At 61.6% G+C, this 15,401-nt stretch carries 17 protein-coding genes and 2 tRNA genes; 8 read left to right on the top strand and 11 right to left on the bottom strand.

Going from position 1 to position 15,401, the window contains the following annotated elements; translation table 11 throughout:
- The first annotated feature begins 78 nt into the window (after positions 1 to 78).
- Together EN990_RS05655 and EN990_RS05645 are read left to right on the top strand one after the other, a co-directional pair.
- Positions 79 to 153, top strand: a tRNA-Glu gene (locus tag EN990_RS05655).
- A gap of 821 nt (positions 154 to 974) precedes the next feature.
- A complete protein-coding gene (locus EN990_RS05645; protein ID WP_013531996.1) occupies positions 975 to 1,136 on the top strand; it encodes a hypothetical protein in 162 nt (53 codons plus the stop codon).
- A 36-nt stretch (positions 1,137 to 1,172) separates the two neighbouring features.
- Here the strand turns inward: EN990_RS05645 and EN990_RS05640 are convergent, their stop codons facing one another.
- The 5 genes from EN990_RS05640 to EN990_RS05620 form a co-directional block, all read right to left on the bottom strand.
- On the bottom strand, positions 1,173 to 1,580 hold the full coding sequence (locus EN990_RS05640) for a TadE/TadG family type IV pilus assembly protein (RefSeq protein ID WP_013531997.1): 408 nt from the start codon (positions 1,578 to 1,580) through the stop codon (positions 1,173 to 1,175).
- Positions 1,570 to 1,995: a TadE/TadG family type IV pilus assembly protein gene (locus EN990_RS05635; protein ID WP_064995340.1), complete on the bottom strand. Its 426-nt coding sequence runs from the start codon at positions 1,993 to 1,995 to the stop codon at positions 1,570 to 1,572. The genes EN990_RS05640 and EN990_RS05635 overlap by 11 nt, the downstream gene beginning before the upstream one ends.
- A 19-nt stretch (positions 1,996 to 2,014) precedes the next feature.
- Entirely contained in the window at positions 2,015 to 3,241 is a 1,227-nt protein-coding gene (locus EN990_RS05630; RefSeq protein ID WP_063167868.1) for a pilus assembly protein TadG-related protein, read from the bottom strand.
- Between the two features lie 321 nt (positions 3,242 to 3,562).
- Complete coding sequence (locus tag EN990_RS05625; protein WP_024505702.1) at positions 3,563 to 3,826, bottom strand: DUF6074 family protein; 264 nt, start codon at positions 3,824 to 3,826, stop codon at positions 3,563 to 3,565.
- A gap of 191 nt (positions 3,827 to 4,017) precedes the next feature.
- Positions 4,018 to 4,314 (bottom strand): DUF982 domain-containing protein, encoded by a 297-nt coding sequence (locus EN990_RS05620; RefSeq protein ID WP_013532001.1) that lies wholly within the window; start codon positions 4,312 to 4,314, stop codon positions 4,018 to 4,020.
- A gap of 243 nt (positions 4,315 to 4,557) precedes the next feature.
- Between EN990_RS05620 and map the strand changes: the two genes are divergently transcribed.
- Positions 4,558 to 5,385: a type I methionyl aminopeptidase gene (gene map / locus EN990_RS05615; RefSeq protein WP_013532002.1), complete on the top strand. Its 828-nt coding sequence runs from the start codon at positions 4,558 to 4,560 to the stop codon at positions 5,383 to 5,385.
- Between the two features lie 27 nt (positions 5,386 to 5,412).
- On the opposite strand, the gene EN990_RS05610 is transcribed toward map, so the two are convergent.
- The 3 genes from EN990_RS05610 to EN990_RS05600 are packed head-to-tail and all read right to left on the bottom strand — an operon-like array spanning position 5,413 to position 8,396.
- Complete coding sequence (locus tag EN990_RS05610; protein WP_127368364.1) at positions 5,413 to 6,738, bottom strand: HAMP domain-containing sensor histidine kinase; 1,326 nt, start codon at positions 6,736 to 6,738, stop codon at positions 5,413 to 5,415.
- On the bottom strand, positions 6,735 to 7,496 hold the full coding sequence (locus EN990_RS05605; RefSeq protein ID WP_063167867.1) for a response regulator transcription factor: 762 nt from the start codon (positions 7,494 to 7,496) through the stop codon (positions 6,735 to 6,737). The genes EN990_RS05610 and EN990_RS05605 overlap by 4 nt, the downstream gene beginning before the upstream one ends.
- Before the next feature lie 42 nt (positions 7,497 to 7,538).
- The gene (locus EN990_RS05600) at positions 7,539 to 8,396 is read right to left on the bottom strand and encodes a MipA/OmpV family protein (RefSeq protein WP_013532005.1); all 858 of its coding nucleotides are present in this window, start codon (positions 8,394 to 8,396) and stop codon (positions 7,539 to 7,541) included.
- Between the two features lie 249 nt (positions 8,397 to 8,645).
- Between EN990_RS05600 and radC the strand changes: the two genes are divergently transcribed.
- Positions 8,646 to 9,407, top strand: coding sequence for a DNA repair protein RadC (radC, locus tag EN990_RS05595; protein ID WP_013532006.1), 762 nt, complete (start codon positions 8,646 to 8,648; stop codon positions 9,405 to 9,407).
- A 110-nt stretch (positions 9,408 to 9,517) separates the two neighbouring features.
- Complete coding sequence (locus EN990_RS05590; protein ID WP_013532007.1) at positions 9,518 to 10,294, top strand: glutamine amidotransferase; 777 nt, start codon at positions 9,518 to 9,520, stop codon at positions 10,292 to 10,294.
- 119 nt (positions 10,295 to 10,413) lie between these two features.
- Here EN990_RS05590 and EN990_RS05585 read toward each other — a convergent pair whose 3' ends face one another.
- Both EN990_RS05585 and tig read right to left on the bottom strand, forming a co-directional pair.
- The gene (locus EN990_RS05585; RefSeq protein ID WP_127385878.1) at positions 10,414 to 10,938 is read right to left on the bottom strand and encodes a hypothetical protein; all 525 of its coding nucleotides are present in this window, start codon (positions 10,936 to 10,938) and stop codon (positions 10,414 to 10,416) included.
- A gap of 160 nt (positions 10,939 to 11,098) precedes the next feature.
- Positions 11,099 to 12,565, bottom strand: a complete 1,467-nt coding sequence (gene tig, locus EN990_RS05580) for a trigger factor (protein ID WP_127368362.1) — start codon at positions 12,563 to 12,565, stop codon at positions 11,099 to 11,101.
- A 375-nt stretch (positions 12,566 to 12,940) separates the two neighbouring features.
- Here tig and EN990_RS05575 point away from each other — a divergent pair.
- Positions 12,941 to 13,025: transfer RNA gene (locus EN990_RS05575), tRNA-Leu, on the top strand.
- A gap of 60 nt (positions 13,026 to 13,085) precedes the next feature.
- On the opposite strand, the gene EN990_RS05570 is transcribed toward EN990_RS05575, so the two are convergent.
- Complete coding sequence (locus EN990_RS05570) at positions 13,086 to 13,664, bottom strand: NUDIX domain-containing protein (RefSeq protein WP_024504405.1); 579 nt, start codon at positions 13,662 to 13,664, stop codon at positions 13,086 to 13,088.
- A gap of 225 nt (positions 13,665 to 13,889) precedes the next feature.
- On the opposite strand from EN990_RS05570, the gene EN990_RS05565 reads away from it, so the two are divergent.
- A complete protein-coding gene (locus tag EN990_RS05565; protein WP_127368223.1) occupies positions 13,890 to 14,993 on the top strand; it encodes an NADH:flavin oxidoreductase/NADH oxidase in 1,104 nt (367 codons plus the stop codon).
- Positions 14,994 to 15,105: 112 nt separating this feature from the next.
- Positions 15,106 to 15,384, top strand: coding sequence for a DUF982 domain-containing protein (locus EN990_RS05560; protein ID WP_013532012.1), 279 nt, complete (start codon positions 15,106 to 15,108; stop codon positions 15,382 to 15,384).
- The last annotated feature ends 17 nt before the right edge of the window (positions 15,385 to 15,401 follow it).

Genomic DNA, 15,401 nt, shown 5'->3' with positions numbered 1-15,401 from the left:
TGGAAAAAAGTTGTCCAAGGTGGCACCTGACGGGTTGCCGGTTGCGCACAACGCCAGTATAAGCCGCTTCGTCTGAGCGCGCCCATCGTCTAGCGGTTAGGACACCGCCCTTTCACGGCGGTAACAGGGGTTCGATTCCCCTTGGGCGTACCAGAAAAATTTGCGTTTGGCGCAAACCTCCCTCCCAATGTCGGCAATTTCGCTTGGCTCTCTGCTGCTCTCTTCAACTGACGCGCAGTCTTCCGCGATCACACCATAGGCCAACGCGGCCATACGGGTCATAATCCTGCTACAAAGTGGTCGATTCCTAAGGGATGTAGCCGCTCCAAGAGCCCGCCGCAGGTCGCCCCCGTGGCGGGCTTTTTATTGCACGGTCGAGTTGGGCTTTCACGGCATTGCGACAACGGGGCGAAGCCCCGAGTGGCAAGTCCGTATTTATTTGCCTGGTTTGCGTGCGGGAGCCTACATGAGAACGGGTCGCGCGCCGCTCAAGACGACCCTCTTCAGCGCTTCAACCGGCATCCGACAGTGCAAAGTCAAAAGCCTGTTATGATCCACGGATTGGAGTCGTATCCGAGACGCGGCTCTGCCTTTGCGCCGCTGTCTTCCGATTTGGCGGTTCCGGTGAAACCGCAGTCCAGATTTGCAACGGGCTTCTTGGTCGACGGTTTCGTGGAACACAAGGCGGCAGCGTCACTGACCGCCGCCTTCTTTTCCTTGGCAACAGCGACACCGGTCGCAGCGAAAACAACAGCCGCGCACAATACAGCCACTCTCATTGGAACCCCCACATTGCACCCGACAGATGGTCGAACATGACGTAACGTAATCTTAATATTAGCACTAACGAATATATTAGCTAGCCCCGTGCCATAAAAAGCAGGCCGAGTGCCAAGCTTGCGCCACGACCGCCAAACCGGTGCCATCTGGACACCAGCCGGCATGAGTCGCATTCTGCTCGTGGGGAGAAGGGCATGGATAAACTAAACATAGGAGCTGATCAGGCCAAACGCTGGCGCGACCGCGCCCTGCGCGGCCGACGGAGGCGTCTGTCGCACAACATCGTGTCGTGGGCGCTGATCCTGATAGCTATAGCCATTCTCGGTGGGCTGATCACGCTCAAGGCGTACAAGTAAGCAGAGCCCCAGCGCGCGAGGCTATCAGGCCACAGCCTAGCCGCTGCCAAGCAGCGGCACGGTAACGGTTGTCGCGTAGTTGATCGGGAAGGAACTGAAGTAGGGGAAGTCGATGACGAAGGCATAGGCGGCGGTCAGATGCGCCATGCGGAAGCCACCGCTCACCGGGTCGATGGCGATCGTGACGTTCACGTCCTTGAACCCCAAGGCCTGCAATTTCTGCGTGGCGATCGATTGAATGTCGGCTTGGGTCAGCGTGTTCTTAAGCTGCAGCGAGCGCGCTGACGTCTCCAGCGTATAGCGAACACTGGAGACCGAGTGCATCGACCAGCCAAAGGCGAATATTCCGAACAGCAGCATGACAAGGAAGGGGGCGATCAGCGCGAACTCCAGCCCGGCCCCGCCCGATCGATCCCGCCGCAACGCGCTTACCCTAGCGGACACGGATCATCTCCTGGTGACCTATGACGGTGGGAGCGGCAAAGGCGCCGAAGGCAATTGGCGGCACCCAGGTGCCCGATGCCTGTATCTGGACATAGATCGACGGCACCTTCGGCCCACTGCACATGGTGGAAGCGTCGACCACGGTCGTCCCGCACATACGGATGTGGCTTAGCGTGACCTGGCCGTCTTCCGGCCGATTTTCCCAGCTCGCAATGGCAAGGGCCTGGGTCGCCGCATCATCGGTCGATCCGCTCATGACCAGGTTCGCGGCCGTCTTCACACCGGCGCGCATCGACAGTGAACTCGTTATGTAGGACCAGCCGTCCAGAATACCAAGCAGCACCAGGCACAGAATGGGCAGCACCATCGCGAACTCGACTGCCGCAACGCCCGAATCATCGCCGAGGATCGGCATCGACCGGCGCCCCACGGAGCTACTCGGACAGTGCCACGGACCGCGCGGCTGGAATGTTGGGCACTCCGAGGCTCGAGCAATCCTGATTGATGGTTGAATTACCGGACCATTGAATCGTATTTGCGACGACCCTGGTGCAGCCGCCATTGCCCGAGAAGTTGCCAAGATAGCTCACTTGCTGCTTGGGGAAATAGATGGCCCCGGTCAAAAGCGAGTCCGCTGTGCCGTTGAATGTGCTGGATGCACTCATGCCGGTCCTGTCGCCGTAGAACAGAACGCCTGAGTAGGTGCCCGAAGTCGCCGCGCTGAGCTTCACGGACGCATTGCCATTCATGCTGACGGTCGAGCTGCCGGACATGAAGATGGTCACCCCGGCGCCGGTGATGGCCGCGTTGGCGTTTATCTTGAGATTGCCCTGGACGACATAAACGCCGGGCGAAAGCGTGACGTTGCCCTTCAGGTTCATGCCGCTGCAATAGGTGCCTGGACCGAGCGTCGCCTTGTTGTCGTTCAGGCAGGGGGTCGCGGCCACCGGGGCCGGCAGGTCGACAAAGGGATCGCCGGCGGGCAGTGCCTGGGTGATCGGGGCCGCGCAGACGGTGGTGACGGGATTGCTGAGAGAGACACCGCCCGCCGATATCAGGCAATCGGCCTGCAGACCGGCCGCGCCCTGAAGCTTGATGGCGTCGGAGGCGATGGAATTGGACATGACCGAGCAGCCGGTGAGCTTAACGCTGGTGCTGCCGGAAAACAGCACCGCCTGCGACGCGGACGGATCGAGCGCGAGCATGCAAGCACTCGAGGCATCGGTAATAACGGCCACCGCCCTCGCCTGTTCGGGAACCTTTTCCTGTGTGAAGATCAGGGTGAACATCCGGTCGAGCTTCTGGCCGACGATCACCTCGACCGCTTTTTTCGCCGTATTCGGTCCGGACGCGGGCGGCGTATTGACGACGATCGTGCCCGAGCCCAGCCCGTTCGACGCCGCGGACTGGGTCGCAGCCGCGACGATCGTCGGCTTGTCGGAACCCGAAATCTGTTCGAGCGCTCCGGCATAGGCGGCTGCATCGGCCGTCGCCTGCAATCTCAGGCTGTTGTAGTACCAATAGGAGGTCTCGACGCCGAAGCCCGCAGCGCCGACAACGACCGGCAAGGTGAGGGCAAAAATGGTGGCGACATTTGCGCCCGTGCTCCGGCGCATGGCGTCCATTACAAGCCGAACACGGGTGAAGCTATTCAAGGCCATGGCTTAGATTAGAAAGCACGCATAAATGAACGAATGGCTAAAAAGTTCGGTGCATTTTTGAGCAGTGGTCCATTGGCTTCAAAAAAGAAGTGCTTCGCTGGCTGATCAACGCGCGAGCGCACTTCCTGGCAAGCGAGAAGGGCTAGGGCCAGCGGGAGGCGGCGAGAGAGAGCATCGATGTCCTAGAGCATCCGCCTGCGATAGGCAGCCATGGGTTCGCACCCGATCAGCGAACTTGCCGTCGAAGGCAGCAAACACCGATATATTGCTGCTCGCACTATTGGAGAATGCAGTGGGAAGCCAAAGCTGTGCAGGATTTCTTCAAGCGGAAAGAATCGGCATCGGCTCCGCAACCACCCCGGCCGACATCTCTCTTTGTACGGCCAGGAAGAACCTGCGCACTTCGTCGCCGGCTGCCGTTCTGTCCCTGCCCGATCCGACGACGAGATCGAGCAACTCCGACGCCTTGGCCCTCCAGAACGAGGTGGCGGGCTCGCCATGCAGATTGCCGAGCTTGGCGGCAACCTCTCTGACCAAGAATACCTGACGGTCGATCGGGAATGCACGGATTTTTTCTGGGGACATCTTCCGAACCATGAGACTGACGCAACGAATCAACCATTGCCAACAAGCAATGGCGTAGCCGGGAAGGTGGAAACGGAAGCTTAACGGCGCTGACGTGGGTGCGGGGACGCAACGATACGCTCGCGACATCGCCTGTGCGTCAAACGCGCTTCATTGGTTGCAGTGGGGGGCAGGCGAAACGGCGGCGGCCCTCAGGCCTGGAGCGCCCTCGCCTCACCGCCGCGCTTGCGCGGCGTCATCATGTCCCTGGCCATCAGTCCGCTGGCCCGGCAAAACGCCATGAACGCCCGGCAAGCATCCTCGGTCTTGACCACGTCTACCGTGGCCCCAAAGCAGGCGTTGAAGGCTTTCTGGTAGATCGGGCCCTGACGGCGCGCAGGCCAGTCCTGGAGAAAATCGAGCGCCTGTTCGACCCCGTAGATCTCCTCGACCGGCAGGCCGGGCGCGGGCGCTATGCGCACCGGCACCTCGAATTGCAGTCTGTCCATTTCCTGTCTCCCGAACTGGCGCCACCGCAGCAACGCCGTTCGTCGTCAAAAGTTGCTTTGACCGGCTTTTGGCCCAGAAATGTGTCGTCACTTGGGTCGCTGAACCGCCCATGCAAGGCGAATATCTCGAACTGTGCGGGTGCATCGGGCAGTTCTTCCTTGAACCTTTTGCCCTCAAGTGCCAAATCTGGGGAGATCTTCACGTCGGCTCTCCTGCAGGGCCCTACCCGCTACACGGACAAAATGGTCACCTATCTCGACGCTGCCACGGCCCCGCTCAGAAATACCGGCCAGATCCGCCTCTATGGCGAGGACGGCTTTGCCGGCATGCGCAAGGCATGCGATCTCACCGCGCGCTGCCTCGATGAGCTGGTGCCGATGGTCCAGCCCGGCGTCACCACCGAAGCAATAGACCGCTTCGTCTTCGAATTCGGCATGGACCACGGCGCGCTGCCGGCGACGCTCAACTATCGCGGCTACACGAAATCATCCTGCACCTCGATCAACCATGTCGTCTGCCATGGCATTCCCGACAACAAGCCGCTCAAGGATGGCGACATCGTCAACATCGACGTCACCTACATCCTCGACGGCTGGCACGGCGATTCTTCGCGCATGTATCCGGTCGGCACGATCAAGCGCGCCGCCGAGCGGCTGCTCGAAGTCACGCATGAATGCCTGATGCGCGGCATTGCGGCGGTCAGGCCGGGCGCCCGCACCGGCGCCATCGGCGCCGCCATCCAGACCTTTGCCGAAGGCGAGCGCTGCTCGGTGGTGCGCGACTTCTGCGGCCACGGCGTCGGCCAGTTGTTCCATGACGCGCCGAACATCCTGCATTACGGCAGCGCCAATGAAGGCGTCGAGATGCGGCCAGGCATGATCTTCACCATCGAGCCGATGATCAATCTGGGCCGGCCGCACGTGAAGGTTCTGTCGGACGGCTGGACCGCGGTGACGCGCGACCGCTCGCTGTCGGCGCAGTACGAGCACACGATCGGCGTGACCGACACAGGGTGCGAGATTTTCACGCTGTCGCCCAAAAAGCTCGATCGCCCCGGCCTGCCGGCTTAGAGCGCACCTTACCCGGCGGGAGGCCGTCTATGCCGACTGCACATCCGCGGCATTCGGCAGGTCGATGGTAACGACCAGTCCGCTGGGCTGGTTGTCCTCCAATTCGATCCTACCGCCGTGCCCCTGGACGATGTCGGCAACGATCGAGAGGCCCAGACCGAAGCCATGCTTCGACGCAATGCCGCGCGACGCATCTTCCTTGAAGAATGGTTCGAAAACACGGGCACGTGCCGTCATCGGAATACCCGGCCCGTCGTCCCCTACCGTGATGCGCGCCGCCGTGCCGGTCGCTGTCAAGGCGACAGTGACATTGCCAGCGAATTTGACCCCGTTGTCGCAAAGATTGGCGATCGCACGCGCCAATGCATTGGGCTTGCACCAGCCCAGAAGCCGGTCCGGCCCGGAATATGAGACAGGAAATCCGACATCAGAGAATTCGGCGCAGACGGTTTGCAGAACGCTGGCAATATCGGCGCGCTGCAGCTTCTCCGTCGAAACATCGTTGCGCAGGTAGGTAAGGGTCTCATCGATCAAGATTTCGATGTGCTGGACATCGGACAGGATTGCGGTTCGGATTGGGCCATCATCCATGCGCTCGGCGCGAAGCCGCAGCCGCGTCAAAGGCGTGCGCAGATCATGACTGACGCTGCGCAACATGCGCGTGCGGTTTTCGATCATCGTGCGGATACGCGTCCTCATCCTGTTCAGGGCGCGCGCCAACCCCACCATTTCAATGGAGCCGTGTTCGACGAAGAGCTGGTCGCCATTCTCGATCTCGGCCGAACCGACTGCCGCCGAGATGCGCTTCAACGGATCAGTCACGGCCCAAACCGCAAACAGCCAGATCAGCACGGGCAAGGCAACGAAAGCCATGAACCTATAGAACGAGGCACGGACGAGGCCCGATGTCAGCCAGGAATCGGGCATGCCGAAATGGGCCAGGACGTCCTGCTGGTCGAGGTCGATGACAAACGCGTATCGGCCGCCGACCCTTATCCAGCGTCCCTCAACCGTCCCCCTGTCGATACGCAAAAGCCATTCGACACTTCGCCATTGCAGATAGGATTGGGCAATGCCGGTTATCCGGTCCTTGGGCAATATCTCGAAATCAAAGCCGGCCCGCTTTGCTGTCGCCAGAATTGCGCCACGCGCCTGCGCCGGCGTTTCTTGCAACAAGGCAGCAACAACGGCCGCACGCCTGGCGTTATCTTCCGCGGCGGGAAGATCGGCGTTCTCTATGAAACTCTCGACGACCGAACCGACGAACATGATCACGATCACCGCGATGAAAATGATTGCCACAAACTGCCCACGCACGGACTGTGGCAAGAAACGGCGGATGAAATCCCTCATGCTTCCTCCACCGTCGCGGTGAAGATGTAGCCACCCAACCGAACGGTCCTCAAAAGCACCGGATCGCGCGCATCCTTTTCGATCTTCCTGCGGATTCGACTGATATGGACATCGACGCTACGCTCGATCGGCCCCGCGAGCCCGGCATGGGTTACGCCCAGAAGTTCCTCGCGCGAGAGAACCCGGCCTGCGTTGCGGCAAAACGCAAGCAACAGGTCGAATTCATGCGTCGTGGTCGTCACCCGCGCATTGTTGGGGTCATGCAATTGCCGGCGTATGGGATCAAGGCGCCAGCCGTTGAAACGAAGCACCTTCGACCAGTCCCGCTCGTCGGGATCATAGGCTGTACGGCGCAGCAGCGCCCGTATCCTGGCCGTCAGTTCACGCGCGCTGAACGGTTTCGTCACATAGTCGTCCGCGCCGATTTCCAGCCCGAAGATGCGGTCGATTTCCTCGCCGAGCGCGGTCAGCATCAGGATCGGAATGTTGGTTGCGGCACGAAGGCGGCGGCAGATGTTGAGACCGTTTTCGCCCGGCAACATGACATCGAGCACGATGAGATCGAATTTCTGGGTGCGAAGCGCGGCATTCATCTGGACGCCGCTCTCGGCAATTTCCACGGTCATGCCGTTGTCGGTGAGCGTGTCGCCCAGCATGCGCGCGATCTCCAGATCGTCTTCGACAATGAGGATGCGCGAACCTTGCCTTGCCGACCTGGATTCGGCGCTCAAATCGCTTTGGTGCCGTTGCTGTGCCATTCCGGAGCTTGTCCAGCTTGCATTTGGTGCCCTGGGTAGGCGTCAGAACCGATATCCGACGAGAAGCATCCCTGAAGGCTGGATCTTTTCGACGACGACGGGGCTGTCGGCAGCGTCACCCAAGAGAACGCCGACCCCCGCTTCGCCGCGCACCATCCAGTTCTCGTCGAGCATATATGTGGCGGAAATCGAAAAATCGGCGCGCTTCAAACCGGCGCCGGCATCATAGCGCGCCAGCCCCGAGCGAGCCGATTGCTCGGGCGTGACGCCAAAATAGGCCTGCATGTAGTTTTCGTCGGCGAACACGGCGGACGCGCTGGCGCCGATCATCAACGATTGAGACAGAGGCCGGGTCACCTCGATCCCCACCCTGCCCTCCAGGCCATCGCTGCCGCCGATGGTCTTGTCCAGCTGCGCGAATATTTCGGCCGGACCGAACTTCGCCGCTGCCTTCACGCCGACCGTCGCGCCCATGTCGACATCCCCCAAGCCGCGCAGATGGTCGGAGTCGTCTTCCTTGCGGCCCATCTCATAGCCAAGCCGCGCGCTGAAGGCGAACGGTCCTTGTTCATAAACGGCAATGTTGGCACCAGTCGGATCGATCGTCACCGTGTCGAGGAATGTCGCCGTGACGAAAGGCACCGGCATGATCTTGAATTCATTGCTGCCCTCGTATTTGGGGACGATGATGGCGCCGCCGCCGAGCACGACGTGCCAGTCGGACAGTTTCTGTTCGAAGCGCCCGAAACGGGAAGGCTCGGGCGGCAGGGTAAAATCATCGGAATTCACCGCAATGGCATCTGCCGCCAGCGCGCCGTCCGAATGGGCTGAAAGCAGGATTGCCATGACCGCAAGAGATGCCCGGCCGGCAAATAGTCCAGAGTCAATTTTGGCGAACATGCGTGCTCCAGTATAGCGAGGCAAAGAGCCTCCGGTGGCGTCACCATGTCAGGTGAAAGTGGCCGCATGCGTTAAGTGATGTTAAGTTTTGTTGCGCAATCGTGGTTTCATCTTGCCGTATAGGGAGGCCCTAGGCTGACAGTGGGCTGCCACGATCTGCCGTGGATCGTCTCGCGATCGGAGAACGGAACTGTTTCAATCCAGGCCAGAACAGCTCTAATGTCTGTGCCGGAGCAATGTGGGCGGGGTATGGGGAACACAAGCGACGATGACGAGCGGAGTTTCTTCTCCGAAGCGCCGATGCGGCCTGCTGCGAAAGCCAAGGCGACGCTCGACGAAAAGCCGCATTACCTCGGCCATCGCGACCGCTTGCGCGAGCGCTTTGCCCTGGCGGGTCCGGATGCCCTGCCCGATTACGAACTTCTGGAACTTCTGCTCTTTCGCCTGATCCCTCGTGCCGACACCAAACCGGCGGCCAAGGCGCTGCTGGCACGCTTCGGCACGCTGGCCGAAGTGCTTGGCGCCCCGGTGGGCCTGCTGCAGGAGGTCAAGGGCATCGGCCCTGCGGTGGCACTCGACCTGAAAATCCTCGCCGCAACGGCGCAGCGCATGGCACGCGGCGAGGTCCACGGCCGCGAGATCCTCTCGTCCTGGCAGCAGCTCCTCGACTATTGCCGCTCAGCAATGGCCTTCGAGGCGCGCGAGCAGTTCCGCATCCTGTTCCTCGACAAAAAGAACGCGCTGATCGCCGACGAGGTGCAGCAGACGGGTACTGTCGACCACACGCCTGTCTACCCGCGAGAAGTGATCAAGCGGGCGCTCGAACTCTCGGCGACTGCCATTATCCTGGTCCACAATCACCCGTCAGGCGACCCGACGCCATCGCGCGCCGACATCGAGATGACGAAGGAGATCATCGACGCGGGCAAGCGGCTGGGCATCGCGGTGCACGACCACATCATCATCGGGCGGAAGGGATATGCCAGCATGAAGGGCCTGCTGCTGATCTGAGATGGCAGGGCCGGCGCCAACGCCGGCCGACCCCGACCACGCGATCCCAGAGATCGGGGCGGGCGAAGCCGGCTAGAACAAGCGACTGGCGGAATCAGGAGAGTATGATCATGGCGAAAACAAAAGTCCTTCTTGTCGGCGAAAGCTGGGTGAGTTCGGCGACCCACTACAAGGGGTTCGACCAGTTCGGCAGCGTCACCTTCCATCTCGGGGCAACGCCCCTGGTCGACGCCTTGAAGGACAGCGAATTCGATCTCGACTACATGCCCGCTCATGAGGCCGTCGAGAAGCTGCCTTTCACCATGGAAGGGCTGTCGCAATACAGGACGATCATCCTGTCCGACATTGGCGCAAACTCGCTGCTGCTTCATCCCGATGTCTGGCTGCACGGCAAGACAGTGCCGAACCGGCTCAAGCTCCTGCGCGACTGGACGCTGGCCGGCGGCGGCCTGATCATGATCGGCGGTTACTTCAGCTTCCAAGGCATTGACGGCAAGGCGCGCTGGCATCGCACGGCGGTCGAGGAGGCGCTGCCGGTGACCTGCCTTCCCAATGATGACCGTCTCGAAATTCCGGAGGGCTTTCGTCCCGAGATCACTGGCTCAAGAGACCATCCGCTTTTTGCCGGCATTGAGGGCGAATGGCCGCTGCTGCTCGGTGCCAACGAGGTCGTCGCCCGCGATCGCGACGATGTCGAGGTTCTGGCGCGGCTGCCGCAGGACCAGGGCGGCCATCCCCTGCTGGTCACCGGGCGCCACGGCGAAGGGCGCACGCTGGTCTGGACGTCGGACATCGGACCGCACTGGCTGCCGAACAGTTTTGTCGAATGGCCCGGCTATGCGCGGCTTTGGACCAACGTGCTCCGCTGGGTCAGCAACGCCGTTTGATGATGTCGCCCCAAAGTGCGTTTTTGAGGCAACGACATGTATTAGAACAAAGGTTTGAAGCCGATCAGCATCACCGGGAACGGCGAGCTCGGCCGTTGCCGCCTTCGCCTCACGGTCGTTCACGGCGGATCGGTGTTGCAGTTTCCGGCAACCTGGCTGACCGCTTCGCCGAACCCGGCGAGGTCGAAATCGGCCTCGCCGCGCCCCGCCAGCAGCCCGAACCGCCACGAAAGCTGCAGCCGGTTCGCGGCGACAAGGCGCCTGATGCCATCGGCGCCATCGCGCACCAGCATCCGGCCGCGCGGCCCGACCGACCAGCTTTCGTCGAACTTGCTCTCCTGATCGACCGTAATCGACATGGTGATCTTGCGGCTGGCCGAAACAGCGTCGTTCAGTTGCAGCCATTCAGTCCAATGCGGCTCGCCGTTTGCCCGGCAGGCAATCGTCAGGATCGGGCTGTAGCTCAAGGCACCGCCGCCGGTGATCAGCTTGTTGGTGGCGTAGAGCGAGGCCGTCACGAGGCCGTCTTCATTCGTGCCGAAGCGCCAGTTGTCAGGCACCGTGCCGGCCTGGGCAATGCCGCAGACCGAGATAAGGATCAGCGCGATTGCCGAAGCGTGTCCCAATTCGACGACCAGTCTCAACACGCCCTCCAACAACCAAGCGGCTTGCAATAGAAGCGCAGATAATGATCAAAGCTTGGTCGCCACAGGCCGTCGCTCGCGAAGCATGGCGGCTGTTGCAGTTTGGCAACGAAAAAGGCCGCCTCGAGGGCGGCCTTCCTGTTTCAGCGGAGCGCTGGTGTTATTCGGCGGCCTTCTTCTTCGGCGCGGCCTTCTTCTTGGGCTCTTCCGCGTCGTCGGCCGTCTTGGCGTCGGCCTTCTTGGCGGCGGCTTTCTTCGCCGGCTTCGCCTTGACGGCGGTCTCGTCCTCTTCGTCGTCGGCCATCAGCTCTTCCTTGCTGACCTTGACGTCGGTGACCGAAATCTGACCGAGCAGATGGTCGACCACCTTTTCCTCGAACATCGGCGCCCGCAGCGTGTTCAACGCTTCCGGGTTGTTGCGGTAGAACTCGAAGACTTCCTGCTGCTGGTTTCCTGGATAGCGCCGCACCTGCTCGAACAGGCCGCGCTGCAGCTCTTCGTCCGATACGGTCACGCCGGCCTTCTCGCCGATTTCAGCCAGCACCAGCCCGAGGCGCACGCGGCGCTCGGCAAGCCGCAGATACTCGGCGCGCGCCTCTTCTTCCGTCGTCTCTTCGTCGGCGAAGGTGCGTCCGGCTGCTTCCAGATCACGATTGACCTGCGCCCAGATGTTGTTGAACTCGGCGTCGACGAGCTTCGACGGCGCCTCGAACGAATAAGCCGCATCGAGCTGGTCGAGCAGCTGGCGCTTGACCTTCTGGCGCGTCATGGCGCCGAACTGGTTCTCGATCTGGCCGCGCACGACGTCGCGCAGGCGCTCCAGCGACTCCAGGCCGAGATTCTTGGCGGTCTCGTCGTTGATTTCCAGCGCGCCGGGCTGGGACACTTCCTTGACGGTGACATCGAAGGTCGCTTCCTTGCCGGCCAGATGCGCCGCCTGGTAGTTTTCCGGGAAAGTCACGGTGACCTGCTTTTCCTCACCGGCCTTGGCGCCGACAAGCTGATCCTCGAAGCCGGGGATGAATTCCTTCGAGCCTAGCACCAGCGGCTGATCGGTGCCGGCGCCGCCATTGAAGGCCTCGCCGTCGATCTTGCCGACATAGTCGATGGTGACACGGTCGCCATTGGCGGCCTTGCCGGTCTTCGGCTCGTAGCTGCGCGCCGATTCGGCAACGCGCTGGACCTGCTCGTCGATCTCGGCATCAGGCACGTCGAATACCTGGCGCGTCACCTTGATGTCGGACAAGTCCTTGATCTCGATCGCCGGGATGATCTCGTAGTTGAGGCGGAATTCGAAGTCGGCGCCGCCGGCCAGGATCTTCTCGGCTTCCTTCTCGTCCTCGGTCATGATGACTTCAGGCTGCATGGCAGCCTTTTCACCACGCCCGGTAATGATCGAACGGGTCGAATCGTTGAGGATTTCGTTGACCACTTCGGCCATGAACGACTTGCCGTAGACCTTGCGCAGGTGCTGCACCGGCACCTTGCCTGGACGGAAGCCGTTGATGCGGACCTTGTTGCGGGCATCCGAAAGCCGCGCCATCAGCTTGGCTTCCATGTCACCGGCCGGCACGGTGATCTTGATCTCTCGCTTGAGACCGGAGTTGAGCGTTTCGGTGACCTGCATCGTAAAACCTTTGTTTTCACCAATGAGACTGCCACGGCCTCTGCCGTTCACAGCCTGCCGGTATATTCTTGCCGGGAATGGCTTTTGGTACGGAACCTGGCGATTTGACCGAAAACCCGGCTCAAACTCTCCCAAACTGCGTTCCAAAATGTGAATAAGTTCTTGTTTTTCCTACTTCTTATCACATTCTGCAGAAGCGGATCGTCGCGTCCCGTCACATTTGACACGCCTTTTGTCACAGGCGAGGCCAATTTTCAACAGTCTTCGCATCCCAGCCGATAACCAGCATTCGGGGCCTGCCCCACATCTTGTCGCTGGGCCACATCTTGTCTCTGACATTGACAGAATGATGGCCACATGGGATTGCCGGTCCATGCGGATGTGGCGGAACTGGTAGACGCCCTGGATTTAGGTTCCAGTGCCGAAAGGCGTGGGGGTTCGAGTCCCTTCATCCGCACCACCCTTCGAGCTTCGGGTGGCGGGCCACCCGAAAGCCCTGGCGAAGGAGGACCGGCGCCGTTCAGGCAGGCATCGGATTGAGCTTCAGATGCTGGATCAAGATGATGGTCTTGGCGTCGACGATACGGCCATCGGCGATGCCGGCCAGCGCCTCGTCGAGCGGCATTTCCAGAACCTCGATGTCCTCGCCCTCTTCTTGCGCGCCGCCGCCGGCCGAGATGCGGTCGGCGGGTGAATAGCGGCCGATGAAAAACCAGAGCCGTTCGGTGACGCTGCCGGGGCTCATATAGGGCGAAAACAGCCGCTCGATATCCTTCAAGCGATAACCCAGCTCTTCCTCGGCTTCCTTGCGGATGGCGGTCTCCGGATCGTTTTCGTCCAACAGGCCGGCACAGGCCTCGATCAGCGGCTCGCGGTGGCCGGTGACGTAAGCGGGATAGCGGAACTGGCGCACCAGAAGCACGGTCGAACGCAAGGGGTCGTAAGGCAGGATCACCGCACCATCGCCGCGATCATAGGTCTGGCGGATTTGCGTCTCCCACTGACCGTCGCGCCGGCGGTAGTCGAGGACGGTCTTCTTCAGGATGGCCCAGTCGTCGGAGAGGATTTCCTCCGAACGGACGCGAATACGATCTTCCATCCCGGTCTCCATGCTAAAGCGCGTCGCGCTTCATGCTCCTGTTTATGCCTGTCGTTCTCCCAAAACCGGAGCCACTTTTGGGAGACATGCCTGGCCGAGGCGTAGCCGCGAACCGGCATTTCGGCAATCCCGCCCGTGATTGGTCCAGAAGCCCTTTCACCGCCTCGTGTCTGGCGCAGGCGCCATCGGTCGCCTAAATAGCTGCGAACCCTCCCGGAGTTTCTCATGACAGCGTCGCTTTTCCAGTCGATCACTCTCAACGGCCTCACCTTCCCCAACCGCATCGCCGTCGCGCCGATGTGCCAGTATTCCGCCGAGGACGGCTCGGCCAGCGACTGGCATCTCCATCACTGGATGAACCTCGCAATGTCCGGCGCCGGCATGGTCACGGTCGAGATGACCGATGTCGAGCGGCGCGGGCGTATCACCCATGGCTGCCTCGGCCTTTACTCCGAAGACAATGAAGCGGCCGCCCGCCGCGCGCTGGACGCTGCACGACGCGTCGCCGCACCCGGCACGAAATTCGGCTCCCAACTCGCCCATGCCGGCCGCAAGGCTTCGAACCGCAAGCCGTGGGAGGGCGGCGGACCACTGCAGCCAAACGAGGATCCCTGGCAGACCGTCTCCGCCTCGGCCATCCCCTACGACACCGGCTGGAACGTGCCGCACGCTCTGGAGGACGAGGAGATCCTACAGCTGATCGAGCGCTTCGCCGAGGCGGCAAGGCGAGCCGAACGCGCCGGCTTCGATTTCCTCGAACTGCACGCCGCGCATGGCTATTTGATCTTCCAGTTCCTGTCGCCCTTGTCCAACCAGCGCACGGACCGCTGGGGTGGCGCGCTGGAAAACCGCATGCGTTTTGCCGTCGAAATCACCAAGGCGGTGCGCAAGGCGGTGCCAAAGCTGATGCTCGGCGCAAGGCTGTCCGTGAAGGATTGGGTCGACGGCGGCTTCGACGTGGCGGACGCGATCGAAGTGGCCAAAGCGCTGAAGGACGAGGGCGTTGCCTATCTCTGCTGTTCGAGCGGCGGCAATTCGCCGTTGCAGAAATTGCCCACCGGCCCCGGCTATCAGGTGCATCTGGCGGAGGCGGTGCGCAAGGGCGCTGATATTCCGACCCGCGCCGTCGGCCTGATCGACGACCCCAAGCAGGCCGAAGCGATCGTCACCGAGGGCCGCGCCGACATGGTGGCGCTGGCGCGGGCCTTCCTGGCTGATCCGCGCTGGGGGTGGCGTGCGGCGGCGACATTCAGCGAGACAATCCACCCGGCGCCACAACTTGCCCGTTCGGTGACCACGATGCAGCATTGGATGAAGGCGGCGGGCTGAACGGTTCGCGCTCCCGACACGGCGCTGTAGAGCCTTCAAACAGCCTCTGAGACGTTTGGGCGCAGGCTGACGGCCATGGTTGCAACCAAATTGGCTGCTTTGCGTTGCGGCCATGATGGACAACAAACCTTTTGAAGTGCCGGTCGTCGTCGAACTTGGCCACGTCGGCAAATATCGCCACATCCGCAGCGCCCAGGAGGCCGCGGAGTGCCTGATGACGGTGTGGCCGCTCAATCGCGGCCCGCGCCATCGTGATGCCCTCGACACTTGCCTCAAAGTGCTGGAAGGTTATCGTTCGACAGCAGATGCGCGCCGGGCGCTGATTGAAGCCGCCAAGGAATCGGAAGTGCTGGTGCCCGACGACAGACTGCCCGACGACCGACTGCATTGAGCAGACGGACCTTTCAA

Source organism: Mesorhizobium sp. M7A.F.Ca.US.005.03.1.1 (genome assembly GCF_003997975.1).
Taxonomy (GTDB): Bacteria; Pseudomonadota; Alphaproteobacteria; order Rhizobiales; family Rhizobiaceae; genus Mesorhizobium; species Mesorhizobium ciceri.
Note: the sequence above shows the minus strand (reverse complement) of the source record. Positions and strands in the feature narration are given on the sequence as shown.

Excerpts from the sequence above, each read along its gene's own strand:
- EN990_RS05620 (WP_013532001.1), bottom strand. The coding sequence starts at position 4,314 with ATGGACAGACTGCAATTCGAGGTGCCGGTGCGCATAGCGCCCGCGCCC.
- EN990_RS05610 (WP_127368364.1), bottom strand. The coding sequence starts at position 6,738 with ATGAGGGATTTCATCCGCCGTTTCTTGCCACAGTCCGTGCGTGGGCAG.
- EN990_RS05645 (WP_013531996.1), top strand. The coding sequence starts at position 975 with ATGGATAAACTAAACATAGGAGCTGATCAGGCCAAACGCTGGCGCGAC.
- map (WP_013532002.1), top strand. The coding sequence starts at position 4,558 with ATGGTCACCTATCTCGACGCTGCCACGGCCCCGCTCAGAAATACCGGC.
- EN990_RS05590 (WP_013532007.1), top strand. The coding sequence starts at position 9,518 with ATGGCGAAAACAAAAGTCCTTCTTGTCGGCGAAAGCTGGGTGAGTTCG.
- EN990_RS05560 (WP_013532012.1), top strand. The coding sequence starts at position 15,106 with ATGATGGACAACAAACCTTTTGAAGTGCCGGTCGTCGTCGAACTTGGC.
- EN990_RS05565 (WP_127368223.1), top strand. The coding sequence starts at position 13,890 with ATGACAGCGTCGCTTTTCCAGTCGATCACTCTCAACGGCCTCACCTTC.
- radC (WP_013532006.1), top strand. The coding sequence starts at position 8,646 with ATGGGGAACACAAGCGACGATGACGAGCGGAGTTTCTTCTCCGAAGCG.
- tig (WP_127368362.1), bottom strand. The coding sequence starts at position 12,565 with ATGCAGGTCACCGAAACGCTCAACTCCGGTCTCAAGCGAGAGATCAAG.
- EN990_RS05570 (WP_024504405.1), bottom strand. The coding sequence starts at position 13,664 with ATGGAAGATCGTATTCGCGTCCGTTCGGAGGAAATCCTCTCCGACGAC.
- EN990_RS05635 (WP_064995340.1), bottom strand. The coding sequence starts at position 1,995 with ATGCCGATCCTCGGCGATGATTCGGGCGTTGCGGCAGTCGAGTTCGCG.
- EN990_RS05630 (WP_063167868.1), bottom strand. The coding sequence starts at position 3,241 with ATGGCCTTGAATAGCTTCACCCGTGTTCGGCTTGTAATGGACGCCATG.
- EN990_RS05605 (WP_063167867.1), bottom strand. The coding sequence starts at position 7,496 with ATGGCACAGCAACGGCACCAAAGCGATTTGAGCGCCGAATCCAGGTCG.
- EN990_RS05625 (WP_024505702.1), bottom strand. The coding sequence starts at position 3,826 with ATGTCCCCAGAAAAAATCCGTGCATTCCCGATCGACCGTCAGGTATTC.
- EN990_RS05600 (WP_013532005.1), bottom strand. The coding sequence starts at position 8,396 with ATGTTCGCCAAAATTGACTCTGGACTATTTGCCGGCCGGGCATCTCTT.